Genomic DNA, 26148 nt, shown 5'->3' on the forward strand with positions numbered 1-26148 from the left:
AGCTGCTCGCCCGCGGCCTGTCGAACGCGGAGATGGCACGCGAGCTCTACGTGACCGAGCACACGGTGAAGACCCATGTGAGCAACGTCTTCCTCAAGCTCGGCCTGCGCGACCGGGTGCACGCGGTGATCTATGCGTACGAGCACGGTGTGGTGCAGCCGAATGCCTGACTGGAGCTTCTGCCGAAGCTGACTTCAGACGAGGCCTGGTGCGCCCCCGGCCCGTCGCGGCGCGGCCGGGGCGGCGGGCCGCCGGGTATCTTGCCGGGACAGCTGTGCGAGAACGGGAAGAGGTGTCATGCTCGCCGCCACGATCGTCGCCTGCGAGATCGGCTTCTGGGTGGTGCTCGCGCTGGGCCTGGTGGTGCGCTACGGGCTGCGCCGGCAGCGGCTCGGGGCGGCCCTGCTCCTCCTGGTGCCGCTGGTCGACCTCGTGCTGCTCGTCGTCACGGTCGCCGACCTGCGCCGCGGTGGCGCGGCCGACTGGACGCACGGCCTGGCGGCGGTCTACCTCGGTGTCTCGGTCGGCTTCGGCCACTCCATGGTGCGGTGGGCGGACGCTCGGATGGCGCACTGGCTCGCCGACGGCCCCGAGCCGCCGGACGTCCCCGAGAGCGGGACGCCCGAGCGGGTCCGCAAGGAGTGGCAGGACTTCGGGCGGGCATGCGTGGCCGGCGCCGTCAGCGCGGTCCTGCTCGTGGGCGCGGCCGCGCTGGCCGAGGACGGGGACGCCCTGCTGGGGTGGCTCCCGCGCATCGGGGTCGTGCTCCTCGTCTGGCTGCTCGGCTGGCCGGTGTGGGAGACCCACAAGCTGCGGACGCAGCCGGTGTCGGCGCGGGGCCCGCGGCAGCGACGCTAGGCCCCGAGCCCCCGCGGCAGGCCCGGCCGTGCCCTAGACGTTGCGCCCGGTCAGCTTGTCCTTGAGCCGGTCGACGAGGCCGACGCCCGGGCCGACGAGCTTGTGGAACAGCTCGGCGTTGGGCGCAGCGGGGTGCGGCCTGGTGGGTGCCAGCTTCTTCGCCGTCTCCACCTTGCCGCCGAGCTCCACGAGCTGCTGCGGCGGGATGTGCGCCCGCAGCTGCGGGAACTGGTCCGCCTCCTCGTCCTGCACGTGGTCGCGCAGCGTCGTCTCCAGCTCCGCGAGCAGCTCGAGGAAGCGGGGGTCGTTCGTGTCGACGTCCTCCAGCCGCTTCATCGTCACCTCGAGCTCCTTGTGCTCCTCGGTGTCGTGCTGGACCTTCTGCTCGCCGTCGGGCAGGTGGTCCTTCATCGCGGGGTAGACGTACATCTCCTCGGCCACCGCGTGCCGGACGAGCTCCGCGATCAGGGTGTCGGTGAGGTCGCGCCGCTGCGCGCCGTCGGTCGTCGCCCGGATGCTGGTGATGAGCGCGAGGAACTCGGTGTGGTCGGAGCTGAGGATCTCGACGACGTCGCGCGAGGTGGCGGTGTCGGTCATGGCGGCCTCCGGGTGTCCGTGGCGCGGGCGCGCCGGGAAGGGGGGCCGGGGCTCTGGCCCCCCGAGCGGCGGCGTACCCCCTCATGTCGGGTCCAACCGGGCGGGCGCCGCCCACTACGGTCGTCCCGACATGCCCTCGTGAGGACCGGGAGTGCCGTATGGAGCCGTTCGTTCGGGGGCTGCTGCGCCACCGCCGCTGGGTCGCGCTCGCGTGGCTGCTGGTCTTCCTCGCCGGCGCACTGACCGCCGCCCGGCTGACGGACCGGCTCTCCTACGACTTCTCGCTGCCGGGGCAGCCGGGGTACGAGACCGAGCAGGCGCTGATCGAGGCGTACGGCACGGCGGCCCCGGCCGCGTTCGTCCCCGTGGTGACCGTCCCCGAGGGGACGACCGTGGAGCAGCAGCTGGGCCTGGTCTCGGCGGTCTTCGAGAACGTGCGGCAGACCGTTCCCGGCGTGCGCGTCGTGGACTTCGCGAGCACGGGTGACCGCGGCTTCCTGACCGAGGACGGCCGCTCCACGTTCGGGCTGGTCTACGCGCCGCCTCCGCAGGGGCTCGACAGCCCGCTGCAGGCCGCGGTCGAGGAGGCGGCCGTGGAGCGGGCGGAGCGGACGGGCTTCAAGGCCTGGGTGACCGGCTACGAGCAGCTGTCCTCCGGCAGCGAGTCGGCCGGCCCGAGCGTGCTGGTCGAGACGCTCATCGGCGGGCTCGGGGCGCTCGCGGTCCTGGCGTTCGTCTTCGCGTCGTTCCTCGCGCTCGTGCCGCTGCTGGTCGCCGCGGTGGCGATCCTGACGACGTTCCTGGCCGTCCTCGGGCTGACGGCGGTGGCCGACGTGAGCTTCGTGGTGCAGTACCTCATCGCGCTCGTCGGGCTCGGCGTGGCGATCGACTACTCGCTCCTCGTCGTGTCCCGCTGGCGCGAGGAGCGGGCCCGCGGCGCGCAGAACGACGACGCCGTGGTGACCGCGGTCCGCACGGCAGGGGCGGCGGTCCTGGCCTCCGGCGTCACGGTCGCCGTCAGCCTGCTCGCGCTCGTCGTGTTCCCGGTGCCGCTGCTGCGCAGCATGGGCTACGGCGGCATGTTGATCCCGCTCGTCAGCGTCGCCGTCGTGCTGACGCTGCTCCCGGTGCTGCTGTCCGCCGTCGGGCCGCGGGTCGACGTGCCGCGCATCCGCAAGGAGAGCAGTGCATCGCGCGGCTGGAGCGCCTGGGCGCGGGGCGTCGTGCGGCTGCGCTGGGCGGCCGCGGTCGGGGCGCTCGCGTTCCTCGCCGTGCTCGTCCTGCCGGTGGGCGGGCTGCAGTTCGGGCAGGCCCGCTCGGCGTCGCTGGCCCAGAACGGCGCGGCGTACGAGGGGCTCCAGGTGCTGCGCGACGGTGGCGTCGGCGCCGGGGTGCTGACCCCGATGAGCGTGCTGTTCGAGCCGGAGGCGGGGGACGGGCCGACGCTCGCCGGCGCGATCGCGGGGGTGCCCGGCGTACGCCTCGCCGTGGCCGCGCCGCCGGCGCAGGACGGCTCCTTCGCGGTCGACGTGGTGCCCGAGGAGGAGACGGTCGACAACGCCAGCACCGGCATCGTCGACGACGTGCGGCGCAGCGTGGCCGACGTGGCCGGCTTCGTCGGTGTCGCCGGGTCCGGTGCGCAGGTGGAGGACTACGGCACCGCGGTCTACGACAACTTCCCCTACGTGCTGGCGGCCATCTCCGTCATCACGTTCCTGCTGCTGGTCCGCACCTTCCGCTCGCTGCTGCTGCCGCTGAAGGCCGTCCTGCTGAACCTGGTGTCCGTGGCGGCGGTCTTCGGGCTCGCCACGTGGTTCTGGCAGTCGGGCAACGGCTCCGGCGCGCTCTTCGGGGTGGAGGGCACCGGGGCGATGACGTTCTGGCTGCCCGTCCTGATCTTCGCGTTCCTCTTCGGGCTGTCCATGGACTACGAGGTGTTCATCCTGGCGCGGATGCGGGAGGAGTACGACGCCACCGGCTCGACGGACGCCGCCATCGTGGCCGGGCTGGGGCGTACCGGCCGGCTCGTCACCTCGGCCGCGCTGATCCTGTTCTTCGCCTTCGCGGCGCTGGCCTCCGCCCCGATGACCGACATCAAGGTCTTCGCCACCGCCCTGGGCGTCGGGATCCTGCTCGACGCCACCGTCGTGCGCGCGCTGCTCGTGCCGGCGCTCGTCTCGCTGTTCGGGGACTGGAACTGGTGGTTGCCGGCGTGGCTGGCGCGGGTCGTGCGGGTGCCGGCCGGGCCGGCGCTCAGCTCGACAGCGCCAGCTCCCGAGCCTGCGCGGGCCGGGGGAGCGCAGCGACGAGGGCCAGCACGATGACGACGAGCCCGTACGCCGTGGCGGTGGCCCGCAGCCCGGCCGAGGGGACCGCGAGCCCGGCGACGACGGCGGGGATGCTGAAGGCCAGGTAGCTCACGACGAAGACGGCCGAGAAGAGCTCGGCCCGCTCGTGCGGGGCGGCCAGCGCGACGAGCGACTTGAACGCGCCGAGGAAGGCCGACCCGAAGCCGAGCCCGGCGATCGCCGTACCGACGAAGAAGAGCGGGGCCCAGCTCAGGTCGATGGCGAGCAGGGTGGCCGCGGTGCCCAGGACCAGGACGCCGGCGCCGCCGCGCATGACCGAGCGGGGAGCGGCGTCGCGCATCGCCACGGAGGCGAGCGCGCCGGGCGCCATCAGGGTGGCCACGACGACGCCGCCGACCAGGTGGCTGTCGAGCCCGAAGACACCGACCGCCAGCGAGGGGCCGAGCGAGAGGTAGAGCCCGCCCATCGCCCAGGTGGCCACCACGACCGGCGCCGCGACGAGGAAGGCACGGCGGGCGGCGGCCGGCACGGCGACCCGCGGGCGGAGCGAGGCGAGCGCGCCGGGTGCACGGCTGACCGTCTCGGGCAGCACGAGCGCGACGGGCACGAGGAGCAGCAGGGCGACGCCGAGCACCGCGTAGACGAGCTGGGAGGGGGCGGGGGCGTACTCGACGAGGACGCCGGCGAGCAGCGCGCCCGCGGCCAGCCCCACGGTCGACCCGGCGCTGTTCACCAGTGCGCCGAGCTTCGGGCTCGTGCGCGGCTGCAGGTCGATGAGGTACGCGCTCAGCACGCCGAGGGACGCGCCGATCGCCACCCCCTGCACGACCCGGGCGGCGACCAGCCAGGCCACGCCGTCCGCCGCGAGGAAGACGGCCATCGCCGCGGCGTCGAGGACGAGCCCGACGACGAGCATCGGCTTGCGCCCGAGGAAGTCCGACAGCCCGCCGACGGTCAGCAGCGCCGCGAGCAGCGCCACCGCGTACACGGCGAAGACCGCCGTCAGGGTCAGCGAGGAGAAGCCCCAGCGCTCCTGGTAGACGACGTAGAGCGGCGACGGCGCGCTCGCCGCGGCGGTCAGCACCAGCAGCGAGGCCGAGACCAGCCAGAACGCGGGGGTGCGGGCGAGCCGAGACCCTGCGCCGGATCGGGGGTTGTCCATGCCGACTCCAGGAAGTTCCATAATTTTCGAACCTTTTGGAGACTACAGACTCTTCCCCTTCAGTTCAACTATTATCGAACCATGCCCGCGTCGCGCGACCTCGACCACCCCGAGCCCGAGGACCTGGTGCTCACCGACGTCCTCTTCGCGCTGAGCGACCCGGTGCGGCTGCAGATCGTGCGGCAGCTGGCGCAGGGGCCGCTGGTCGCGATGAGCTGCCAGTCGCTCGGGCCGGAGATGGCCAAGTCGACGCGCTCGCACCACCTCAAGACCCTGCGCGAGGCCGGCGTGCTGAGCAACGTCCCGCACGGGCGCGAGCGCATGGTGAGCCTGCGGCGGGACGCGCTCGACGCGCGGTTCCCGGGGCTGCTGGACTCGGTCCTCACCGCGCCGCCGGGAGCGCGGGACCAGTAGGCCTCAGCCCAGGTCGTGCCGCATCCAGACGTTCGGCTCGACGTAGACCGCGACGCCCTGGGCGAGGTCTGCCTGCACCGGCGCGAGCGCGCCGGGCACGACGACGGGCCCGCTGGTGTCGAACGGCAGGCCGGTCCAGCCGCGCCACTGCTCCAGGGTCCCGGGGACGGCCATGGACAACGGGGCGACGCCCTCGATCGTCGCGCCCTGCCGGGCGTGCACGCGCAGCCACGGGTCCTCGGGCAGGCCGTCCGCGCGGGTGCGGGCGGCGTACTCCTCCATGGGCACGTGCGGCTCGAGGTGCTTGTGGTTCGGGCGCACCGGCACGACGAGGGCGTCGAAGCCGAGAGCGCGGGTGTTCGCGCGCAGGGCCTGGACCATGCGGCCGGACAGGCCGAGCCCCTGGGCGTCCGGGCGGAGCGTGACCTCCAGGGCCGAGACGAGGTCAGGGGTACGCCCGGCCAGGCGGTCGCGGGTGCCGCGGCGGATCGCCGCGCCCCAGCCGCCGTCCGGCAACGCGTCGTGCGAGCCGGTCATCGGGATGCTGCAGGCCCGGCCGAGCAGCCGGCCGGGGTCGTCGGCGTCGACCGCGACGAGCACGTAGTCGGCGTAGCGGTCGAGGTGGCCGTAGTAGAGGTCGGCCGTGGGGTCGGCGTCCATGAACGCCGGCCAGGCGCCGTCGAGGTCGCCGAAGCGCTGGGCGAGGTCGGGGCGCTCGGACAGCCGGTACGTCTGCAGCCGCATGCCCCCACCTCTACCGGGAGGCGCGGGGCCCGCGCCTCCCGATATGCCGCGGCTCAGCCGGCCTTGCGCATGAGGGTGTAGGGCTCGCCGTGCTCGACGCCCTCACCGACGCGGGACCAGCCCAGCGCGGCCAGGGTCGCGACGGCGGCCGCGGTGAAGCAGCGGCGGTCGGTCGTGGGCATGGCGTACCTCCGGGTCTGTGGCCGCAGCGGCCGTCGGCGTCGACCCCCGTGTCGTCGGGCGCGGCGAGCGGCGACCTGAGGGGTCAGCTCAGCTGTCGGCGCACCTCGGCCGCGACCCGGCCGCCCTCCGCGCGTCCCGCGACGCGCGGCGTCAGCACCTTCATGACCGCTCCCATCGCCTTCGGCCCCTGCGCGCCGCTCTCGGCGACCGCGGCCGAGACCAGCTCCGCCAGCTCGGCGTCGGACAGCTGGGCGGGCAGGTAGCGCGCGAGCACCTCCCCCTCGGCCTGCTCGCGGGCGGCGAGCTCGGGACGGCCGGCGGCGGTGAACGCCTCGGCCGCCTCCCGGCGCTTCTTCGCCTCCCGGGTGACGACGGCCAGCGCCTCCTCGTCGCCCAGCTCGCGGGCGCTCTTGCCGGACACGGCCTCCGTGGACAGCGCGGTGAGCGCCATGCGCAGGGTGGCCGTCGTCAGCTCGTCGCGGTCACGCATCGCCGCCGTGAGGTCCGACCGCAGCCGTTGCTCGAGCTCGCTCGCCATCGACGTGCTCCTCTCCTGCGCCCCTCGGCGCACCCCTCACCGTAGGTCCACCACTACCCCGGCACCGCCCCGGCGGTCGTCGCCGACCGCCGCCACGGTCCCGTCCGGCCCGGCGCTGACCGCATGCACCCCGCCGAAGTAGAGGTCGCGCGCGGGCCAGGTGTTCACCGGCCACCGCCCCGCGAGGGCCGCCTCGACGGCGGGCGGCAGCCCCGGCTCGGCCTGCAGCTCGGCCCGGTCCCAGTGCAGGCGCGGGGCGCGGACCGCGTCCTGCAGCCCGAGCCCGCGGTCGAGCAGCGCCGACAGCACGCAGGTCAGGGCGCTGCGGATGCGCTCGCTGCCGCCGCTGCCGAGCCCCACCGCGGTGCCGTCGGCGCGGCGTACGACCGAGGGGGCCATCATCGAGCCGATGCGTGTGCCGGGCGGCGTCACGTGGAACCCGTCCGGGTGCAGGTCCGCCTCGCCCATCACGTTGTTCAGCTGGATGCCGGTCCCCGGCACGAACGTGCCGGAGCAGCTGCCGTTCGAGGTCGTCATGGCGGCCACGTTGCCGTCGGCGTCCACCGCGCTGACGTGGGTGGTGCCGCGGACGGACCGGGGGCCCTGCACGTGCCGCTCGGACATCGCGACGAGCACCTCGCCCAGTCGCGCGTACGCCGCGGGTGAGCCGTCCAGCGGCGCGGGGCCCAGCTCCCGCAGCCCGCGGGTGATCAACCCGCCGCCGAAGGACGGCGGCGGGTTCGTCGCGATCGAGGCGCCGCGGTAGCCCAGCAGCAGCGGCTCCCGCTCCACCACGGAGTACGCGGTCAGGTCCGCAGCTGTCACCAGGCCGCCGCCGGCCTCCATGGCCGCGACGAGCGGTTCGGCGATCTGCGGATCGCTGAAGCCTGCTACACGTCCGGCTGCCACCTCGCCGAGGAAGGCGGCCAGGGCCTCGTTGTGCACCCGGTCACCGGCCCGCAGCAGCTCGCCGTGCGGTGCGAACACCGCGCGTCCGTCAGCCGTGAGCGTGAGGATCTCGCGCAGCAGCGCCACGACCTCGGCCTGCGCCGCGTCGAGGGTCGCGCCCCGCGCCGCGAGCCGGCGAGCGGGCTCGACGACGTCGGCCAGCGGGAGCCGCCCGAGCCTGCGGTGCGCGGTGAGGTAGCCGTCGAGGCAACCGGGGGCCGCGACCGACCCCCACCCGGCGTGGAAGACCTGCTGGGCGCCCGCCCAGTGCACGCGGACCGGCAGGAAGTGCGGCTCGAGGTCGGGCGCGGGGCGCCCGCGGCCCGGGGCGTCGACGAAGAAGTCGAGAAGCGTCGGCTGGCCCCCGGCGGGGGACGCGAGCAGGAAGCCGCCCCCGCCCAGGCTGGACAGGGTGGGCTCCGCGACGGCCGCGGCGAACCCGGCGGCGATCACCGCGTCGAACGCGTTCCCCCCGGCACGCAGGGCCTCGGCCGCCGCGGCGGCGGTCTCCCGGTGCCCGGCGGCGACCGCTGCGCGTGCTGCCACGCGCGCACTCTAGGGCGCGCCCGGTGATGCCCCTGCGCCGTGCCGCCGGCCCCTGCCCCCGGAGCCCGGCTGATCTTGGGCAGGTCAGCGCCGCGCGGCGGGTGTCGCGCCGATCCGCCGATGATCAACTCGCTGGGGGCGGGCGTGGGCCCGGGGTGTGTGCGGCCCCGAACGCCGGCAGGAAGCGGACACGATCTGGCCGCTACGCGCGAGAGGGTCGGGGTCATGGGCGTCTTGTCGTGGAACCGGCTCCTTCGCGAGCAGCTCACTGCCCACTGGGAGGGCCAGCTGCGCCCCCGGCTCGACGGGCTCACGGACCGCGAGTACTTCTGGGAGCCCGCCCCGGGGTGGAACGTGCGGCCGCGCGGCACGGGGACGGCGCCCGTGCAGGGCGGGTCCGGCGCCATGACGATCGACTTCGCGTTCCCCGAGCCGGTCCCGCCGCCGCTCACCACCATCGCCTGGCGGCTCGGCCACGTCATCGTGGGCGTCCTCGCGGTCCGCAACGCCACGCACTTCGGCGGCGCGCCGGCGAGCTACGAGTCGTTCGCGTACGCGGCCAACGCCCAGGAGGCGCTGGCCCAGCTCGACGCGCAGTACGCCACGTGGCTCGCGGGGGTGGAGTCCCTCGGTGAGGAGGGGCTGGCCCGCCCCTGCGGGCCGGAGGAGGGGCCGTACGCCGAGCAGCCGATGGCCGCCCTGGTGCTGCACATCTCCCGCGAGCTGGTCCACCACCTGGCCGAGGTCTGCCTTTTGCGCGACCTCCACGAGCACCTGCACCGGGACGGCGGGAGCCGCCCGCACGAGGAGAAGGGGCACTGACATGGCACGCGAGGTCCAGATCACCGTCGACTGCGCCGACCCGGAGCGGCTGGCGACGTTCTGGGCGCAGGCCCTCGGCTACGAGCTGCAGGGCCCGCCGCCGGGGTTCGGATCCTGGGAGCAGGCGCTGACCGCCTTCGGCGTGCCGCCGGAGCGGCACAACGACGCGCACGCCGTCGTGGACCCCGCCGGTGCCGGGCCGCGGCTCTACTTCCAGCGGGTGCCGGAGGGCAAGGCGGTCAAGAACCGCGTCCACGTCGACGTCCGGGCCGCGCCCGACGTCCAGGGCGAGGAGCGGATGACCGCCCTCGAGCGGGAGGCCGCACGGCTGGTCGAGCACGGCGCGACACGGCTCGAGCGGCACGAGCCCGCCCCGCCGATGACCGCCGGGCACATCGTGATGGCCGACCCCGAGGGCAACGAGTTCTGCCTCGACTGACTATGCGCGGGAAGGTTTGACGCGGGCTGCTGGTTGGCACTCTCGTACCGTGAGTGCTAACCCTCCCGGGGAGGCCCGGGAGGCGGTTCTGAGGAGGAGTCAGCCATGGCTGTCACCCGTTGGGATCCCTTCACCGCGCTCGCCCGTCTCGACCGCGAGCTGGACTCGTCCTTCGACGAGCTGGTCCGCCGTGCGTGGGGCTCCGGCCAGCGCGGGACCGCCGGCTACGTCCCGGCGGTCGACATCCGCAAGGACGGCGGCGACGTCGTCATCTCCGTCGAGCTGCCGGGCGTCGACATCGACAAGGACGTGTCCATCGAGGTCGCGAACGGCCGGCTCACGATCGCGGGCGAGCGCCGCGACGAGCGCTCCGCGGAGGGCGAGCAGGGCAAGGGCGTCCTCGTCCGCGAGCTGCGCTACGGCGCGTTCCGGCGTGACTTCGCGCTTCCCGAGCACGTCAGCGCGGAGGACGTCGAGGCGACGTACGACCGGGGCATGCTCCGCGTCGCGGTGCGCAACGTGACCAAGCCCGTCCCCGAGCCGCGGCGGATCCAGGTCCGCAGCGTCGAGGCCCCGCGCGAGGTCGCTGCCGAGCGGACCGTGCAGGGCGAGGTCGAGGCCTGAGCCTCGGCACACAGCAGGTGACGGAGGGCCGGCCCATCTCGGGCCGGCCCTTCCTGCTGTCCGGCGCTTAGCCGCCCGTCAGCGCGGTATGCCAGCCCCGACGTACCCCGCCGGAGGAGGCGCCATGGCGACGACAGCAGCGCAGTCACGGGCACGCGACGGGATCGGCCTGCCCGGCGTGGTCCTCGGGATCGGGCTCGGCGGCTTCGTGGACGGGATCCTGCTCCACCAGATCCTGCAGTGGCACCATCTGCTCACGAGCACCGACACCGACAACATCGGCGTCCGCTACTACCCACCGGACACCGTGCACGGGCTCGAGATCAACACGCTGTGGGACGGGATCTTCCACGCGTTCACCTGGCTGGCCGTGCTCGTCGGGCTCGCCCTGCTCTACTCGCGCGTCACCGTCCGGGCCAGGACGTGGGCCTCGCGCGCCCTGTGGGGGTGGGTCCTCGTCGGCTGGGGTGTCTTCAACCTCGTCGAGGGGATCGTCGACCACCACATCCTCGGCATCCACCACGTCCGCGCCGGTGAGCACCAGACCCTCTACGACCTCGGCTTCCTGGCGCTCGGCGTGCTCCTGGTCGTCGCCGGCTGGCTGCTCCAGCGGTCCGCTCCCGTCGTGGACGAGCGGCGCGCTCGGTGACGTACGCGCACGCCGGGCATGCGGGCGGGGCCGTCCTCGACGTCGCGTCCGTGGGCGCCCTGACCCTGGCGTCCACGCTCGCCGTCACGTACGCATGGGCCGCCCTCGCCCGCCGGCGGGAGCCGCGCGGCTGGAGCGGCCGGCGGGCCGCCAGCTTCCTGGCCGGCTGCCTGCTGCTCGGCGTGGCCCTGCTGCCCGCGCTCTCGCCGTACCCGCCGGGGGACTTCCGCTGGCACATGGCTCAGCACCTGCTGATCGGCATGGTCGCGCCGCTCCTTCTCGTGCTCGGCGCGCCGGTGACGCTGCTGCTGCGCACGTTGCCCCGGCACCAGGGACGGGCCGTCGGGCGCGTGCTGCGGTCCCGGCCGGCACGGCTCGTCGCCAACCCGGCCACGGCGCTCACGCTCAACGTCGGCGGTCTCGCGCTGCTCTACTTCACCCCGTTCTACGAGGTGGTCGAGGCGCACACGGCCGTCCACGCCCTGGTGCACCTGCACTTCGTCGCCGCCGGCTACCTCTTCGCGTGGGTGATCGCCGGCCCGGACCCCGCGCCGCACCGCCCGTCGGTGCCGGTACGGCTCGTCGTGCTCGGTGCGGCGGTCGCGTTCCACGCCCTGATCTCCCAGTTGCTGTATGCAGGTATCGGAGTTCAGGTGCCGGTGGGCGAGGCCGAGCGACGCGGGGCCGGGGAGCTCATGTACTACGGCGGCGACCTCGCCGAGCTGCTGCTGGCGCTGGCCCTGCTGTCGACCTGGCGCCCGCGTCGGGCCCCGGCGCGCACCCCCGTCGTGGCCGGCACATGAGCCGCGGCGGCCCCCGGGCGGACCGGCTGCCCGACAGCACGCTCGCGCTCCTGGCCCAGGGCTACGGGTTCCTCCCACGACGGCTCCTGCAGCGTGGGCGCGACGTCGCGCAGGCGCGGCTGCTGCTGCAGCGCACGATCCTGCTGTCCGGCCGGGAGGCCGCCCGCCTGCTCTACGACCCGGACCGGTTCGTCCGGCGCGGTGGCATGCCGCTCGTCGTGCAGCGGACCCTGCTGGGTGTCGGGGGCGTGCAGTCGCTCGACGGCGAGGCGTTCGCAGCCCGAAAGGCGATGTTCCTGTCGTTCCTCGGGCCGGAGCGGGCGCCGGAGACCGCCGAGCTGTTCACCACGTACTGGCGGGCCGCCCTGGTGCGCTGGCAGGCGTCCGGGCGGGTCACGCTGCTCGACGAGGCCGCCGAGGTGCTCTGCCGGACGGCATGCACCTGGGCCGGTGTGCCGTTGCCCGAGCAGGACGTCCGCCGGCGGACGGTCGACCTGCGGGCGCTCATCGACTGCGAGGGCGACCCGCGACTGGGGTACGCCCGGTCCCGTCTCGCCCGCCGCCGCTGCGAGGCGTGGGCGGCCAGGCTCGTCGACGGCGTGCGGCAGGGGGCGCTGTACCCGGGCGAGGGCACCGCCCTGCACACGGTCGCCGGGTTCCGCGGGCCGGGCGGGGAGCTGCTCGACCTGCACACGGCGGCCGTCGAGCTGCTCAACGTCCTGCGTCCGACCGTGGCCATCTCCCGCTACGTCGTCTTCGCGGCGCTCGCGCTGCATGGCAGCCCGCAGTGGGAGGAACGGCTGCGGGACGACGACGAGGCGGTCCTCCCGTTCGTGCAGGAGGTCCGGCGCTACTACCCCTTCTTCCCGGCGATCGCCGCCCGGGTCCGCACGCCCTTCCGCTGGCGCGGGGTCGACTTCCCCCGCGGCCGGCGCGTGATGCTCGACGTGCACGGCACGAACCACGACCCGCGCTCCTGGGAGTCGCCGGAGGAGTTCCGGCCCCAGCGCTTCGGCACGGGGAGCGCCGACGCGTACTCCTTCGTCCCGCAGGGTGGTGGCAACGCCGCCACCGGCCACCGCTGCCCGGGCGAGTGGGTGACGGTGGAGGTCCTCGCGGCGGCCGTGCGGCTGCTGACCCGGGAGATGGAGTACGCCGTCCCGCCGCAGGACCTGCGCGTGAGCAGCCGGCGGCTCCCCACCGGGCCACGCAGCGGGTTCGTGATCACCGGTGTCCGAGCCCTGTCGAGCTGACGCCCGGGCTTCCTCCAGTTGACGCTTGATAAAGCTAGTGCTTGAGTAACGGCATGCAGAGCGTGCTCGACGACCGGCTCGATGCCCTGTTCACGGCGCTCAGCGACCGGACCAGGCGGGACATCGTGGCGCGGCTGAGCGCGGGCGAGGCGACGGTCAAGGAGCTCGCGGAGCCGTACGCGATGAGCCTGCAGGCGGTGTCCCAGCACATCGGGGTGCTCGAGCGCTGCGGCCTCGTCAGCCGCGGGCGGCACCGGCAGACGCGGCCCTGCCGGCTGGAGCCGGGAGCGCTGGAGGCGGCGAACGCGTGGATCGAGGAGAGCCGTCGCACGTGGTCCGAGCGGATGGACCGGCTCGAGGAGCACCTCGCCCGCGTCCGGCCCGGGTCGGAGGAGGGCGCGTGAGCGAGGAGGAGCTGGTCTACCAACGGGTCCTCGCCGCGCCCCGCGAGCTCGTGTGGCGGTGCCTCACCGAGCCGGCCGAGCTGGCGCAGTTCTGGGGCCCACGGGGGATGACGACACCGGTGGACGGCATCGTGGTCGAGCTCCGGCCCGGCGGCCGCTTCGAGACCCTCATGGTGGGCGAGCACGGCAGCCACCGCATGGTCGCGCGCTTCACCGAGGTGCTCGCGCCCGCGCGGCTGTGCTGGGTCGAGCCTGCGAGCGGCCTGGAGACCCTGAGCACGCTCGAGGACCTCGGCGACGACACCACCGAGCTGGTGATCCGGCAACGGCACGTGCCCGAGGCGGTGCGCTCCGCGGAGGCCCGGGCCGGGTTCGCCACCTCGCTGGACAAGCTCGAGCAGCATCTCGCACTCCGTCAGCGGGAGGATCGACCGTGAGCGACCTGCAGCCCCTGGTGGGGCCGACGTACGACGGCCTGGCAGCGCTCCTCGAGGACGAGGGGGCGTGGGGCGCCCCGTCGCTGTGCGAGAGGTGGCTCGTGCGCCACGTGGTCGCCCACGTGACGATGCCGGCGCGGCTGACGCCCGAGCAGTTCGGCGCCGAGCTGGCTGCGGCCCACGGCGACTTCGGGGTGCTCTCCGACGCCGTCGCGGAGCGGGACGCCGCGCTGCCCGCGCCGGCGCTGCTGGAGCAGCTGCGCTCACCGGTGCTGCACGCGTGGCAGCCGCCCGGTGGCGGTGCGGCCGGTGCGCTGAGCCACGCGGTCATCCACTCGCTGGACGTCACCGTCGCGCTCGGCCGGCCTCCGGCGGCGCCGCCCGCCGCGGTCCGCGCCGTTCTGGACGCGCTCGTGGCCTCGGGCGGGAGCTGGTTCGGCGTGGGCCTGGCCGACGTGCGGCTGGAGGCGGCCGACGTCGGGTGGGCGTGGGGGAGCGGGCGGCCGGTCCGTGCCGACAGCGGCTCGCTGGTCGCGCTGCTGGCGGGGCGTACGTTGCCGGACGGGCGCAGGCTCGCCGGCCGCGGCTGAGCCGTTGCCGACACCGGACGCAGGGCCGACGACAGCGCCACTGCTGCGGGAGCGGTGGTGCCCACGTCACGGACGTCGAGGCTGCGGATCCGGGTCGTCACCACGGGCGCGCACCTGCCGGCGCCGTGCCGGCCCCGCCGCGCTGCGCGTGACCAAGCCGTGCCTTGCGTCCCGCGCGCACCCCCGCGATAGTCCGGGCGGACGACCACGGGGGCACGCCATGACTCGCACCACCCGGGCGGGACGGGCTGCCGCCGCCCTGCTCCTGCTCACCGCCTGCGGCACCGGGGCACCGACTCCGCTCGCCGGGCCCGGCACGGGCGCCGAGCCGTCGTCGCCGATCAGGGGCATGCGGCCTGCCCTCGTCGTCGGCAGCGGGAGCCACGAGGTCCTGGTCCACCCCCACACCTACTGCTGGCACGAGGGCGAGCAGGGAGTGTGCTCCGACGGCAACCCCACCGAGCCGTACGCCGACCTCGGCGTGGCCGACGAGGTCGGCATCCGGTTCGACCGCAGCGGGTGGACGTTCTCCGCGTACGCCGTGCCCGCGGGCGACCGGTGCGGGCGGATCCGGCCCACGCCGGTCTGGGCGGAGGGGAAGGGCTGGCGGCTCCTGCCGGCCGGCCCGGCCGGGGCGTACGACGTCTCGCTGTCCGGCCGCGGGCCGCAGGGCGACGTGCAGGCCGTCTTCCGCCTGACGACGACCCTGGACCGCCCCGAGCCGGCGGCGGAAGCCTTGGTGAGCTCCTTCTGGCAGTCGTCGGAGGGGCCGACCGTCGCGGCCATCGGGATCGGCTTCCGTCACCTGCGGAGCACTCCCGACGAGGCTTCCGGCCGGGTCAGCATCACCTCCGGCGACGGCACGGCCCGCACGCTCCCGCTCGTCGAGCCCCGGCCCGAGCAGGGCGACCCGTGCCCTCACATCCCCGGTTCGCTGTGGCTCCGCGCCGACGTGCCCGGTGCCACCTCTCGGGACAGCGTCGACGCCCGCCCGCTCTTCGGGGAGCCGCCCTACCGCCACCGCGTCGAGGTCGTGCTCGACGGGGCCCGGCATGTCGCCGAGACGAGCTGGCCGGACGGGCTGGACGCGGAGGGCAACTACCTCGACCTCGCGTTCAGCCCGCCCCTGCCCGGTCTCTGAGCAAGCTCTCGCGGGCCCGTCGGCCCGGGCCCGCTAGGCCGGGGGTCCGGCCGCCGTGCGGCCCAGCAGGCCGGGTGAGGGCGTCTCGGAGTCGACGTCCACGCGGCTCTCGCCCAGGGGGACTCCGGCGAGACGGACCCGTCCCCACTCGCGCGGGGTCACCGGATGCGCCGCGGCCCTGCCGTGGGGAAGACACACGTCGATCCGCAGCAGCGACGTCAGCAGGCTGATCGGCGTCGCCGCCGACCAGGCCTGGGGCGAGCACGAGGTCGGGTACGGCACCGGCCGCGGCACGGAGCCCCGGTCGAAGCCGCAGAACAGCTCGGGCAGCCGGCCCCCGAACGACGCGGACGCGGCCACGAGGGCCGATGCCACCCGCTGCGCCTCGGGCACCAGGCCGTAGCGCACGAGGCCGGCCACGAGAACCGCGTTGTCGTGCGGCCACACGGAGCCGTTGTGATAGCTGACCGGGTTGAACGTCGCCGCCGAGGTGGCCAGCGTCCGGACACCCCACCCGCTGAACATCGCGGGGGAGAGCAGGTGCGCAGCGACCGCACGTGCCCGGTCCTCCGTGACGATGCCGGTCCAGAGGCAGTGACCCTGGTTGGAGGCCAGCGAGTCCACGGGCCGCTTCTCCGCGTCCAGGGCGAGGGCGTAGTGGCCGTGCTCCGGCAGCCAGAACCGCTCGTTGAAGCGCCTTCTGAGCTCCTCGGCCCGCTCGCGCCACGAGCCCTCCTCGCCCGTGCTGGCGAAGACCCGGGCGAGATGCGCGCGCGCGAGGTACGCCGCGTACACGTAGCCCTGGGCCTCGACCAGCGCGATGGGCGGCTCGGCGAGGCGCCCGTCGGCGAAGGCGATGGAGTCGAGGGAGTCCTTCCAGCCCTGGTTGAGCAGGCCGCGGTCGGTCTTGCGCGCGTACTCGACGAACCCGTCACCATCGACGTCGCCGAACCGCTCGACCCAGCCCAGGGCCCGGTCCGCGGCTGGTAGCAGGCGCTCCACGTCCGCCAGTGGCGCTCCCCACCGGGCGACCTGGTCGAGCAGCATCACGAACAGCGGAGTGGAGTCGACGCTGCCGTAGTAGACCGAGCTGCCCCCCAGTGCGCGGCTCTCGTCCATGCCGAGCCTGACCTCGTGCAGGATCTTGCCCGGCTCCTCCTCGCTCATGGGGTCGACGACGGCGCCCTGGTGCCTCGCGAGCGTCTGCAGCGTCGAGAGTGCGAGCCCCGGGTCGAAGGGCAAGGCCATCCAGCTGGTGAGCAGCGCATCGCGGCCGAACAGCGCCATGAACCACGGGGCCCCAGCGGCCACCACGTCTGAGCCCGGTCGCTCGGGGTCCTGGATCCGCAGCGCGCCGAGGTCGAGCACGCTGCGGTCGACCGCGCGGGCAAGTGCGCTGCTCCCGCAGTGCAGTTCAGGAGTCGTGGATCGCCAGTCCTGCATGCGGAGGGTCGGACGGGCTTGCTCGACGGGTTGGTCGAGCGGGAACGCCGATGCCTCCTCGTGGCCGTCCGACGACGCGAAGACCTCTACGCTGGCCCGCCACTGGCCGTGGGGCGGCACGATCACCCGCCAGGCGAGGGCACCGGGGACCGCCGTGGCACCCGCGGCGCGTACGCGGGTGCCACGCCGCCGGCTGCCCGTGCCCGCGACGAGCTCGAGCTGATCGCCGCTGCACCGGCGGTCGACGGCGGGCACCCGCCTGGGGCGGCCGTCCTTCACGTCGAACAGGTCGGCGAAGTCGGCGTCGACCAGCAGCTGGATCGAGATCCCTGCGGGCTCGCGCCCGTAGTTGTGCACCACCAGGTCCTCGCGCAGCCCGTTGGCGACCATGCGCCGGCGCTCGACGACCAAGGACGCGTCGTGACATCCGGGTCGCGGCGCCGCACGGGTGAGGAAGGTGGCCTCGAAGGGCTCGCCGAACACGACCGACAGCGGCTCCAACGGAAGGTCGTCCACGAGGAGCCGCCACGTGGAGACGATGCGGTTGTCGCGGAAGAAGACGCCTTGCGGGCGGTCCGGGGTGATGTCCCCGGCGCGGTCGCTGACGCAGAACGAGGATCCCTCGACCACGGTGACGTCGCCGGGGGACGGAGCGGAGGCCTCCGTCGGGTCGGCGTCGTGAGGGAGCTGCTCGGCACGCAGAACGGAGAGGTCAGGTTCGGTCATCTGCGCTGGGAAGGAGGTCGTGGGCCGAAGAGGTGGCAGGGTCGTGCGGGGGACGGTCCCCCGCTCCGTGCTGGTGCTGCTGCGTGCTGACGCGGAGAGCGGCAAGAGCGCGCTGCGTCCGGGTGTCCTCGCGGGGAGGGTCGGCGAGGATGCCGGCGAGCAGCTGCAGGGCATACACCACTCCCACGACGTATGCGGGAAGGAGGGCGAGCCCGTCCATGGTCACCTGCCGCGGTGGGTCGAGCGGCGCGCGCCAGCGGCGGTCTCGCCCGTCAGCGCCTCGAGGTCACGGGCGCCGTCGACGAGCGCCCGGTAGATGCGCTCGTAGCCGGCGGCCATGACCGGTAGGTCGAAGCGGCGCTGCGCGCGGTCGCGGCAGCGCACCGGGTCCAGTCCCTCCGCAGCCCGCAGGGCGGGGGCGAAGCCGGCGTACTCGTCGACGACGAGGCCGGTCACGCCGTGGTCGACGACCTCCGGCACGCTGCCGCGCCGGAGCGCGACGACGGGCGTGCCGCAGGCCATCGCCTCGATCATCACCATGCCGAACGGCTCCTCCCACTGGACGGGGAAGGCGAGCGCCTGCGCGCCGGCCAGCAGTTGGCGCTTGAAGGTGGCGTCGGCCTCGCCCACGTACTGCACCCCGCTGCCCAAGCGAGGGGCGATCTCCGCCTCGAAGTAGGCCTTCTCCGCGGGCTCGCTGCACTTGCCGGCCAGCACGATCCACCGGCCGGCGGCACGGGCGGCGTCGATCGCGAGGTGCGCCCCCTTGTCGGGGTTGAAACGGCCGAGCCACAGGACGTAGCCGTCCTTCTCCGCCCGGAAGGGGAACGTGGAGAAGTCGATCGCGTTGTGCACCCGCCCGACCCAGTTGACGTCCGGGTTGAGCCGGCGCTGTGCGTCGGAGATCGCCACCACGTCGACGCTCGCGCCCAGCCTCCGGAAGTAGTCGCCCTGCTCGCCGTCGACCGGGCCGTGCATCGTCACCACCGTGGGCACGTCGCGCCCACGGGCGAGCAGCGGCCCGGCGAGGGTGTGGTCGTGGACGATGTCGACGTCCAGGCCGTCCAACGCGGCGGCTGCCCCGGCGGCGTGGATGACCTCGGGGGCCGGTGTGCCGAGGCGGGCCGACGGTGGCTCGTCGAAGACGGGTACGAACCGGGCCGCCTTCGTGGCGTGCCGTCCGGCGCCGACGAGCGTGACCTCGTGGCCGCGCTCGGCGAGCTGATCGACGAGGTCGGCGACGACGGACTCGATCCCGCCGTAGCCCCTGGGGGGGAGCTCGAACCACGGCGGGGCGATCATCGCGATCCGCAGCGGCGGCACCGCCGGGGTCACCGGGGTGTCGACAGGGGGTTGCAGCTGCACAGTCATGGAGGTCCTCCGAACGACGGGTCGTACGGGGGCCCGAGCCATCGCTGGGCCGTCCGCCCGGTCGGAGCGCCGCCCCGACCGGAGGGGGTACGAGGGTCAGGACATCGCCGGGGGCGGTTGCTCGCGCTCGCGGGCGGGCGGGCGCCCGTCGTCGCGCCGTCGTCCGGCCAGCTCGTCCTCGAGCTCGGCGATGCGCGACTGGAGGGAGAACACCCGGCGGACACCGGCGAGAGTGAGGCCCTCACCCACGAGCTCCTGCACCTCCTGCACCTGCTCCACCTGGTGCCGGCTGTAGCGGCGCTGGCCGCCGCCGGACCGGGCGGGCGTCACGACGTCCTGGTCGTCCAGCCGGCGGAGGAACGCCTGCTGGACGTTGAGCATGTCCGCGACCTGGCCGATGGTGAACAGCGGCGCGTGGGCGTCGTCGAACGGAAGAGGCGTCATCAGGCCCTCCTCGTCGCGGTCCGCGAACGGGGTGCACCCGTCTGGGCGCGAACATTACCACCCTGCCGGTGTCGAGGGAACCTCCCACTTGATGTTTAACTTTCCTGGTGAGCAGGAAGCAGCGAGGGTGCGGCCCCGGCGTGGGGCCTGCGGCTGCGCAACGTCGAAGGAGGAGCAGATGACCGTCCCGGAGCCCGGTCTGACCGTTGTGGCCACCACGGAGCACGACGTGCCCGTCCTCAGCGTGAGCGGTGAGCTCGAGGCCGCCGGTGCCCCGGTGCTCCGCGGCGCGGTGACCGACGCGCTCGCGCAGCGGGCACGGGGGCTCGTGATCGACCTGCGTGGAGTGGGCTTCGTCGACTCCGCCGGGCTCGGGGTCCTCGTCGGAGCCCTGAAGCGGTGCCGCGAGCGTGGTGGCGAGCTCGCCGTCGTGTCCACGACGCCGATGTTCCTGCGCACCCTGCGGGTGACAGGGCTCGCGCGGATCCTGCCGACCTTCCCGGTCCGGTCCGAAGCGCTGGGCCACGTGAGGGCGAGGCTGGCCGCCGGCCCGGCGACGGGCGGAGCGGAGCCGTCCCGCGCCGTCACCCTGCCGTGCCCGCGGTGGGCGAACCGGCGCACCCGCCCGGCCGTCCCCACCGGTGCAGCGCGACGCCGCGACATGGCGCCGGCGTCCTGACCCGACGTCGAGCCTGCTCCTGCTCCCGCTGCCGGGGCCGCCGGGCACACGCCCGGCGACCGCGGAAGTCAGTTGTCGGGGGCCGCGCGCAGCCGCGTCACGTGCGAGTAGCCCTTCGGGGACTTGGTGACGGTGAGGATCAGCTGCATGGCCGGCTCGAGCGCAGTCACCTTGTCCAGCGGTGCGCCGATGATGAGCTGGAAGCCGAGCTTCTTCCAGGCCTGCACGGCTCGTCCGGCGAACTCGGAGTCGGACTTGATGAAGCCCTCGTCGAGGAACACCGGCGCGAAGCGGGGGAGCCGGTCCTCGTCGCCGAGCTGGTAGCGCAGCGCGGAGCCGACGATGAAGGCCATCAGCTCCTGCGTCTCGCCGCCGCTCTTGCCGCCGAGGTGGGCGTAGGTCGCGAGCTCCTTGCCGTGCCGGTCCACCCGCACCGCGGTGATCTCCACGTGGCGTCGCACGTCGAGGTAGACGTCGCGGCTCACCGTGCCCGGGCGGGCGTTGCCGTCGGGCTTGCGGATGAGGTCGATGAACGAACGCAGTTCCAGGAACCGCTGTTCGGCGTCCTCGTCCGTCGCCTCGCTGACGAGCCCGGAGGCCAGGCGGGCGAGCTGCCTGCGGAAGCGCACGACGTCGTCGGAGGAGATCAGGCGCAGTGAGATGCGCAGCCGGTCGTTCTGCGGGCCGAACGGCAGCGTCGACAGGATGTCGTTGACCGGGTCGAGCCGGGCGCGGATCTCGTCGAGGGCCGCGCCGAACGCGCCGGACAGCGGCACGAGGTCCTGCCCGCTCCACTCGGAGAGCCGGCGGCGCCACTCCAGTCGCCGGTCGGCGAGCCCGGTAGCGACGATCTTGTCGAGGATCTCGCGGTAGTCCGGGTAGGAGTCGATGCCGACGCCCCGGTTGGGGTCGGGCCAGCGCGACTGGAACTGCTCGAAGATGCCGATCAGGGTGGCCGTCGCGGCCGCCCCGCGCTCGCGGGCGTGGGCCGTACGCTCGGACAGCCGGTTGCGCAGCTTGGTCAGGCTCCGCTCGAACTCGGCGATGCCGTCCAGGCTCCCGACCTCGAGGAGCAGGGCGTCGAGGTAGCCCTGCTGCTCGTCGGTCAGGGTGACCGCCCCGTCCGCAGCGACCCGGTCCACCTCCCGGGTGGTGGAGTCCTGCTCCTCGCAGAGCCGCTCGTACTCGGCGTCCGCGGCGTGCAGCAGGTCCTTGGCCCGGACGGCCTCCGCCTCCGCCTCGGCCAGCCGGGCCTCGATGCGCGCGTGCTGCGCGGCCAGGGCCGCCAGGACGTCGTCCGCGGCGAGGATGCGGCTCAGCTCGTCCTGCTTGGCGGCGAGCAGGGTGGAGGGGGTGGCGACGTCGATGTCCGCCCACTCGGTCGCGAGCAGCCACCGGTGCGCGCTCTCCAGCCTGCGCAGGTGCTTCGCCGTCTCGTCGAGCGTGCGCTCCTGCGCGAGCAGGGTGCCCAGGTGGGCGTCCAGCTCGGCGATCTCGCCGTCGATCTCGGCGAGCCGGTCCGCCGAGGAGAAGCCGATGATCGACGCGTCCCCCAGCTCACCGTGGGACCCGCGGCGGCCGTTGCGGGTCTGCCCGTTGCGCGTCACGCGCGGCCCGCCGCCGTCCAGCTCGCCCGGGGACTCGACGCAGAGGTGGTCGGTCCCGCGCCGCGTCACCCGCTCGCGGATCCACCAGCTGAACGGGCTGTCCTTGTAGAGCAGCTTGCCGGAGACGTAGCGGGCGTCGCCACGCTCCTCCACGTGCGGCTGCAGCTCGACGCCCTCGAACTGGATGCGCACCGGCAGCCGGATCGGGTCGATCGCCCGCGAGAGGTGCTGCAGGCGGCGCTCGTCGACGAGCAGGACGCGCGCGACCGAGAAGAGGGTGACCTCGGCGGCCTTGCGCCAGGCCTGCTCCTCCGGGGCGATGTCGATCAGCTCGGCGACGAACGGCAGCTCGGACGGGTCGATCCCGGCGGCCTCGGCGATCGCGAGCCGCGCCTCGTGCAGCCGGCGCGGCACCCGGCCGGTGCGCCCGGTCAGGGAGTCGCGCTCGGAGACGAGCTCGCTGCGGCGGGCCTGCGTCGGCCAGCCCTCCTGGCGCACCTGCTGCTGCTGGGCGGCCAGCGCCTCGAGCCGGTCGGGCAGCTCGGTGAGGAACTGCTCGGCCGCCACCTGTGCACCGGCGAAGCCGGCTGCGGTCGTCAGCTCGAGCCCGAGGTCCACGGTGCTGGCCGCGAAGCGGGTCCAGCGCGTGTCGGCGGCGTCCTTCGCCGCCCGGGCCGCCTCGATCTCGGCCTCGAGCCGCTTGATGCTGTCGCCGCCCGCGGCGCGCTGGGACTCCTCGACGTTCGCGAGCTCGCCCTTGAGCCGGGTCTGCTCCTCGCGTGCCGCGCGGTAGCGCTCGTTCAGCGCCTTCTTCGACTCGAGGGCCTCCCGCGCGGCCGTCTCGAGCAGCCGCTCGCGGGTGTGCAGCCGCCACACCGAGAAGGCGGTGTCGCCGGCCCGCTGGGCGCCGAACGTGTCGATGAGCTGCTCGTCGGCACGGGCCTTCTCCCGCTCCTCCCACAGCCCGGGCAGCCGGGCGAGGGTGTGCTGCTTCTCCGCCGCGGTCTGCATCTCCTGGTACGCGGCGTCGAGGTCGTCGAAGTGACGCGCCGCGTTGTCGGCGGCCACGTAGGTCGCCGGCTGCTCCAGCACCATCGACTTGTAGAGCCCGTCGACGGTCCGGACCTGCTGCCCGGCCTGGATGCGGGCCAGCAGGCGCAGCGCCTTGGTCCCGTCGCCGCCGGCGCCGATGCCCAGCCGGTCGAAGAGGCGCTGGGCGAACTCGGCGTACGTCCCGGCGACGAACATCGCCGGCCAGCGCGCCGTGAGCGACCGCTTGTCGAAGCGCTGCGACGCGAGCGGCTCGAGCTCGCGCAGGTCGAGCCGGCCGTCGACCGTCGCCATCTTCATCGTGACGTCCTTGGACGTCGTCGCCGCCCGTGGCACCGAGTACGCACGCAGTGCGGTGAAGCGCCGGCCGGAGCCGTCGCTGAACGTCATCGCGAGCGCGCCCCACGTCGGCCCGTCGGCGCCGCGCAGCACCTTGTCGGTGAGCGCGCCGGTCTCGGCCTCGCGGCTGTCGTCGATCTTGCCGCGCAGGTAGGAGAGCAGGTTGCGCTGGTCGGGGTTGCGGGCCCGGCCGGTGGCCGCGTCGTTGGATGCGCCGTTGAACGGTGTGTCCGACGGCATCATCAGCGCGAGGTACGCGTCGAGGATCGTGGACTTGCCGGTGCCCGACGCGCCCGACAGCAGGGTGGCCTCGGCGTCGAGCTCGATCACCGTGTGGCCGTGGAAGCCGCCCCAGTTGACCAGCTGCATGGACTCGGCCACCCAGCGGACGTCGCCCAGCTCGGCGAACTCGGGTAGCAGCGCGGGCTGGCTCATGCACGCTCTCCTGCGGCGGTCTCGCTCGTGTCGTCGGTGTCGCTCTGGCCGTAGGTGTCGGTCTGGCCGTCGGTCTCGTCCAGCTCGGGTGCGTCGAGCCAGCCGAGGTCCTCCCCGGTGCGGTTGGCGCGCTTGCCGGCGCGCATGTCCAGGCCCAGCTCGTCGGCGACGGCCTCGGGCGCTGCCGGGGCCTGCTCCTTGCCGTTGAGGCTCTCCAGCGTGCGCAGCAGCTCCTGCAGGCGCGCCACCGGGAGCAGCACCTCGATGACGGGCGAGACCCGGAGCCGCTGGTCGTCCGCGGTCTTGAGCAGGATCCCCGACCGCTGCAGCGACTGGACGGCGTTCTCCACCTTGCGGGTGTCGCCGGCGAGGTCGTTGGCGTCGGCGGGCCGGAACTGGGCGACGGCGGCCTGCAGCTGGTCGCGGTCGACGAGCACCGCGTCCGCGCCGTCGGCCCGGTCGGAGCGGTAGCGCTGGCGCAGGAAGACCAGCAGGATCGTCTCCTCACGGGTGTGAGCGACGTCGTGCAGCAGCGTCGGGAAGCGCCCGTCGCCCTCCGGCACCGCCTGCCGCTTGAGCGCGACCTGCGCGCGCAGGTCCACGTGCAGCTCGAGGAAGAGGTCGTTCAACCTGGAACGCAACTGCAGTTGTGAGTCCAGCAGGGTGCGCCACTCGGCGGGGTTCTGCTCCGCGCTGATGTAGCGGTGCTTGAGCAGGTGGACGAGCGTGCGCCGCTGCTCGTACGTCAGGGACCCCTCGTCGCCCTCGAAGAGCGACAGGCTGCGGCCCTCGACCTCGGCGTCCTCGACGACCCCGGGGCCGTCCACGAAGACGTCGGCCGCCGGCTCGCCGACGTCCGCGAGGCCGTCGTCGTCGGTCGGCGGGGCTGCCTGGGCGGGCACGGTCATCGACGGGCTCCTTCGACGAGGGCGTCGGCATCGGACGCGCGCAGCGGGAGGACGGGCAGGGTGAACGAGCGGCGCGTGCCGTCGGGGCGTACGGCCTCGACCTGCTCCTCGGAGTCGAGCGCTGCGAGCAGGGCCTCGGCCTCGGACAGGTCGTCCGGGGCGTCGGGACGGGACCCGAGCAGCAGGTGGACCATCCCGAGCAGCTCGACCGGCCGGCGCAGCCGGTCCGGCAGGGAGGCGAACACGTCGGCGACGCTCGCGCCGTCCGGCGTCATGGCCGCGATGACCAGCGCTTGGCGCAGCTCGGCGAGGCTCGGGCCGCCCTGCCGGCGGATCACGTCGAGGTCCGGGGCCGCCGGTGCGTTGTCGGACACGTCCTCGAGCGGGGGAGGCGGCGCGGCGTCGGCCGGGTCCCAGAACCGCTCGCGCAGGTGCTCGACGTCGACGCGCGGGGGGACGAGCTCCACCTCGACCGTCGCCCGCGGGCCGGCGGTCTGCATCCAGGCCTCGAGCTCCTGGTTGATCTGGCGCAGCACGGCGTCGAGCTCGCGGTCCTTCGTCACGTCGTAGTTCACGATGTGGGCGCGCAGCGTCGCGGACAGCCGCTGGCGCTCGCTGAGGACGTCGCGGATGCCGTCTTGGATGGTCTTGACCGTACGCCGGAACTCGCGCTGCTCGGCGGCGGCCAGCGTCTGTGCGAACGGGTGGGTGAGGATCACGTCGAGGTCGCGGCGCAGGTCCACGAGGAGCGGCTCGTCGCGCAGCAGCGCGAAGGCCCCCTCGAAGGCTCGTCCCTCGGGGGTCAGCTTCATCAGCGAGTCGGACTTCGCGAGGTACTCGTCGATGACCTCGACGACCGGCCGGGACTCGTTGCGGAAGTCGCTGATGATCTGGCGGTGCATGCCCGCCACGGCCTCCTCGACCCGCTTGAAGTCGCTGGGGAGCTGCCCGATGAGCGAGTGCAGGTTCGTGTAGGAGTCGAGCATGTGGTCGTCGGTCGCGGGCTCGATCTCGCCGCCCTCCGCGAGCCGGTCGCGCTCGGCGGTCAGCTCGGCGATGTGGGCGTCCAGCCGCGCGATGCGCGCGTCGCGGTCCGGGTCGGCCTCGGTGGCGAAGCGGCGGACGACGTCGAGGATGGTGTGGATCCGCGACTCGCTGATCAGGGTGCGGTCCCGGGTGAGCGACTGGACCAGGTCCAGGGCCTCGAGCGCGTGCGAGGTGAGGCTGTAGAACTCCGCGCCCTCGTCGTCGCGCGAGCGGACGAGCCACTTGTGGGCGAGCCACTGCATGCACAGCGCCCGGCCCGGCCCCTCCGGCCCCGGCTCGCCGGCCAGCCGGAGCTCGTCGAGGTAGTTGTCGACCTGCTGGTGCAGGCGCTCGGCCGGGACGGTGCGCTGGTCCCGGGTGAACGTCGTGCGGAAGACCGCGAGGACCAGGGGCGCCCACTTGCGGTCGAGCAGCCGCAGCGTCGGCTTGTCGAACGCGTCGCGGACCCGGGTCAGCTCCGCGAGGATGTCGCTCACGTACCCCCGCCTCTCGTCTCCAGTGTGCCTGAAGACGGTAAGCGGTCGGTGCAACTTCCGGCGCCCGTCCCCGGCGTCGGGGCGTCCCCAAACCCGGCGAATCGTACGCGGCCCGGTCGCCCCCCGCGGGGGGACGACCGGGCCACGGCCGGTCGTCGACGA

General features: G+C 74.1%; 27 protein-coding genes. 15 read left to right on the forward strand and 12 right to left on the reverse strand.

Annotated elements, in window-relative coordinates; genetic code table 11:
• Positions 1 to 170 (forward strand): response regulator transcription factor (locus G9H72_RS23195; RefSeq protein WP_166173744.1); only part of this gene is annotated, 170 nt, incomplete at its 5' end.
• Between the two features lie 127 nt (positions 171 to 297).
• On the forward strand, positions 298 to 858 hold the full coding sequence (locus G9H72_RS18095; protein WP_166173748.1) for a hypothetical protein: 561 nt from the start codon (positions 298 to 300) through the stop codon (positions 856 to 858).
• A gap of 33 nt (positions 859 to 891) precedes the next feature.
• Here G9H72_RS18095 and G9H72_RS18100 read toward each other — a convergent pair whose 3' ends face one another.
• Positions 892 to 1455, reverse strand: a complete 564-nt coding sequence (locus G9H72_RS18100) for a hemerythrin domain-containing protein (protein WP_166173750.1) — start codon at positions 1453 to 1455, stop codon at positions 892 to 894.
• A gap of 158 nt (positions 1456 to 1613) precedes the next feature.
• Here G9H72_RS18100 and G9H72_RS18105 point away from each other — a divergent pair, with 158 nt between their 5' ends.
• Positions 1614 to 3779 carry an MMPL family transporter gene (locus G9H72_RS18105; protein WP_166173752.1) on the forward strand — a complete coding sequence of 722 codons (2166 nt, stop codon included), beginning with the start codon at positions 1614 to 1616 and terminating at the stop codon, positions 3777 to 3779.
• Here the strand turns inward: G9H72_RS18105 and G9H72_RS18110 are convergent.
• Entirely contained in the window at positions 3709 to 4926 is a 1218-nt protein-coding gene (locus tag G9H72_RS18110) for an MFS transporter (RefSeq protein WP_166173756.1), read from the reverse strand. The two genes, G9H72_RS18105 and G9H72_RS18110, sit on opposite strands and share 71 nt — an antisense overlap.
• 81 nt (positions 4927 to 5007) lie before the next feature.
• On the opposite strand from G9H72_RS18110, the gene G9H72_RS18115 reads away from it, so the two are divergent.
• Complete coding sequence (locus G9H72_RS18115) at positions 5008 to 5340, forward strand: ArsR/SmtB family transcription factor (protein ID WP_166173758.1); 333 nt, start codon at positions 5008 to 5010, stop codon at positions 5338 to 5340.
• Between the two features lie 3 nt (positions 5341 to 5343).
• Here G9H72_RS18115 and G9H72_RS18120 read toward each other — a convergent pair whose 3' ends face one another.
• The 4 genes from G9H72_RS18120 to G9H72_RS18130 form a co-directional block, all read right to left on the reverse strand.
• Positions 5344 to 6084: an N-acetyltransferase gene (locus tag G9H72_RS18120; protein WP_166173760.1), complete on the reverse strand. Its 741-nt coding sequence runs from the start codon at positions 6082 to 6084 to the stop codon at positions 5344 to 5346.
• A 53-nt stretch (positions 6085 to 6137) separates the two neighbouring features.
• Positions 6138 to 6266 (reverse strand): hypothetical protein, encoded by a 129-nt coding sequence (locus G9H72_RS22645; protein ID WP_269205357.1) that lies wholly within the window; start codon positions 6264 to 6266, stop codon positions 6138 to 6140.
• Positions 6267 to 6349: 83 nt separating this feature from the next.
• Positions 6350 to 6805 carry a GatB/YqeY domain-containing protein gene (locus G9H72_RS18125; protein ID WP_166173762.1) on the reverse strand — a complete coding sequence of 152 codons (456 nt, stop codon included), beginning with the start codon at positions 6803 to 6805 and terminating at the stop codon, positions 6350 to 6352.
• A 36-nt stretch (positions 6806 to 6841) separates the two neighbouring features.
• Positions 6842 to 8299 carry a gamma-glutamyltransferase gene (locus G9H72_RS18130; protein ID WP_166173764.1) on the reverse strand — a complete coding sequence of 486 codons (1458 nt, stop codon included), beginning with the start codon at positions 8297 to 8299 and terminating at the stop codon, positions 6842 to 6844.
• 225 nt (positions 8300 to 8524) lie between these two features.
• On the opposite strand from G9H72_RS18130, the gene G9H72_RS18135 reads away from it, so the two are divergent.
• The 10 genes from G9H72_RS18135 to G9H72_RS18180 all read left to right on the forward strand — a co-directional run bounded on the left by G9H72_RS18135 (position 8525) and on the right by G9H72_RS18180 (position 15461).
• On the forward strand, positions 8525 to 9121 hold the full coding sequence (locus tag G9H72_RS18135; protein ID WP_166173766.1) for a DinB family protein: 597 nt from the start codon (positions 8525 to 8527) through the stop codon (positions 9119 to 9121).
• Between the two features lies 1 nt (position 9122).
• On the forward strand, positions 9123 to 9560 hold the full coding sequence (locus G9H72_RS18140; protein ID WP_166173768.1) for a VOC family protein: 438 nt from the start codon (positions 9123 to 9125) through the stop codon (positions 9558 to 9560).
• A gap of 105 nt (positions 9561 to 9665) precedes the next feature.
• On the forward strand, positions 9666 to 10184 hold the full coding sequence (locus tag G9H72_RS18145) for an Hsp20/alpha crystallin family protein (protein ID WP_166173770.1): 519 nt from the start codon (positions 9666 to 9668) through the stop codon (positions 10182 to 10184).
• 124 nt (positions 10185 to 10308) lie between these two features.
• Positions 10309 to 10833 (forward strand): DUF2243 domain-containing protein, encoded by a 525-nt coding sequence (locus tag G9H72_RS18150; protein WP_166173772.1) that lies wholly within the window; start codon positions 10309 to 10311, stop codon positions 10831 to 10833.
• Positions 10830 to 11636 carry a cytochrome c oxidase assembly protein gene (locus G9H72_RS18155; protein ID WP_331272402.1) on the forward strand — a complete coding sequence of 269 codons (807 nt, stop codon included), beginning with the start codon at positions 10830 to 10832 and terminating at the stop codon, positions 11634 to 11636. Before G9H72_RS18150 ends, G9H72_RS18155 begins: the two co-directional genes overlap by 4 nt.
• Entirely contained in the window at positions 11633 to 12889 is a 1257-nt protein-coding gene (locus G9H72_RS18160; protein WP_166173774.1) for a cytochrome P450, read from the forward strand. The genes G9H72_RS18155 and G9H72_RS18160 overlap by 4 nt, the downstream gene beginning before the upstream one ends.
• Positions 12890 to 12942: 53 nt before the next feature.
• The gene (locus G9H72_RS18165; RefSeq protein WP_196791371.1) at positions 12943 to 13293 is read left to right on the forward strand and encodes an ArsR/SmtB family transcription factor; all 351 of its coding nucleotides are present in this window, start codon (positions 12943 to 12945) and stop codon (positions 13291 to 13293) included.
• Entirely contained in the window at positions 13290 to 13730 is a 441-nt protein-coding gene (locus G9H72_RS18170) for an SRPBCC family protein (RefSeq protein ID WP_166173776.1), read from the forward strand. Before G9H72_RS18165 ends, G9H72_RS18170 begins: the two co-directional genes overlap by 4 nt.
• Positions 13727 to 14320, forward strand: a complete 594-nt coding sequence (locus G9H72_RS18175; RefSeq protein ID WP_166173778.1) for a maleylpyruvate isomerase family mycothiol-dependent enzyme — start codon at positions 13727 to 13729, stop codon at positions 14318 to 14320. The genes G9H72_RS18170 and G9H72_RS18175 overlap by 4 nt, the downstream gene beginning before the upstream one ends.
• Before the next feature lie 220 nt (positions 14321 to 14540).
• Positions 14541 to 15461 carry a hypothetical protein gene (locus G9H72_RS18180; RefSeq protein ID WP_166173780.1) on the forward strand — a complete coding sequence of 307 codons (921 nt, stop codon included), beginning with the start codon at positions 14541 to 14543 and terminating at the stop codon, positions 15459 to 15461.
• A 33-nt stretch (positions 15462 to 15494) separates the two neighbouring features.
• On the opposite strand, the gene G9H72_RS18185 is transcribed toward G9H72_RS18180, so the two are convergent.
• The 3 genes from G9H72_RS18185 to G9H72_RS18195 form a co-directional block, all read right to left on the reverse strand.
• On the reverse strand, positions 15495 to 17630 hold the full coding sequence (locus tag G9H72_RS18185; RefSeq protein WP_166173782.1) for an amylo-alpha-1,6-glucosidase: 2136 nt from the start codon (positions 17628 to 17630) through the stop codon (positions 15495 to 15497).
• A 222-nt stretch (positions 17631 to 17852) separates the two neighbouring features.
• The gene (locus G9H72_RS18190) at positions 17853 to 19001 is read right to left on the reverse strand and encodes a glycosyltransferase family 4 protein (protein ID WP_166173784.1); all 1149 of its coding nucleotides are present in this window, start codon (positions 18999 to 19001) and stop codon (positions 17853 to 17855) included.
• Positions 19002 to 19097: 96 nt separating this feature from the next.
• Positions 19098 to 19445, reverse strand: coding sequence for a MerR family transcriptional regulator (locus G9H72_RS18195; RefSeq protein WP_166173786.1), 348 nt, complete (start codon positions 19443 to 19445; stop codon positions 19098 to 19100).
• A gap of 178 nt (positions 19446 to 19623) precedes the next feature.
• On the opposite strand from G9H72_RS18195, the gene G9H72_RS18200 reads away from it, so the two are divergent.
• Positions 19624 to 20124: an STAS domain-containing protein gene (locus G9H72_RS18200; RefSeq protein WP_166173788.1), complete on the forward strand. Its 501-nt coding sequence runs from the start codon at positions 19624 to 19626 to the stop codon at positions 20122 to 20124.
• Between the two features lie 68 nt (positions 20125 to 20192).
• On the opposite strand, the gene G9H72_RS18205 is transcribed toward G9H72_RS18200, so the two are convergent.
• From G9H72_RS18205 to G9H72_RS18215, 3 genes are read right to left on the reverse strand one after another with little or no spacing between them, the layout of a single operon-like run.
• Positions 20193 to 23555 (reverse strand): ATP-binding protein, encoded by a 3363-nt coding sequence (locus G9H72_RS18205; protein ID WP_166173790.1) that lies wholly within the window; start codon positions 23553 to 23555, stop codon positions 20193 to 20195.
• On the reverse strand, positions 23552 to 24463 hold the full coding sequence (locus G9H72_RS18210; protein WP_166173792.1) for a DUF4194 domain-containing protein: 912 nt from the start codon (positions 24461 to 24463) through the stop codon (positions 23552 to 23554). Before G9H72_RS18210 ends, G9H72_RS18205 begins: the two co-directional genes overlap by 4 nt.
• Positions 24460 to 25986: a DUF3375 domain-containing protein gene (locus G9H72_RS18215; protein ID WP_166173794.1), complete on the reverse strand. Its 1527-nt coding sequence runs from the start codon at positions 25984 to 25986 to the stop codon at positions 24460 to 24462. Before G9H72_RS18215 ends, G9H72_RS18210 begins: the two co-directional genes overlap by 4 nt.
• Positions 25987 to 26148: the final 162 nt, after the last annotated feature.

The organism is Motilibacter aurantiacus (genome assembly GCF_011250645.1).
In the GTDB taxonomy this organism is placed as follows: domain Bacteria; phylum Actinomycetota; class Actinomycetes; order Motilibacterales; family Motilibacteraceae; genus Motilibacter_A; species Motilibacter_A aurantiacus.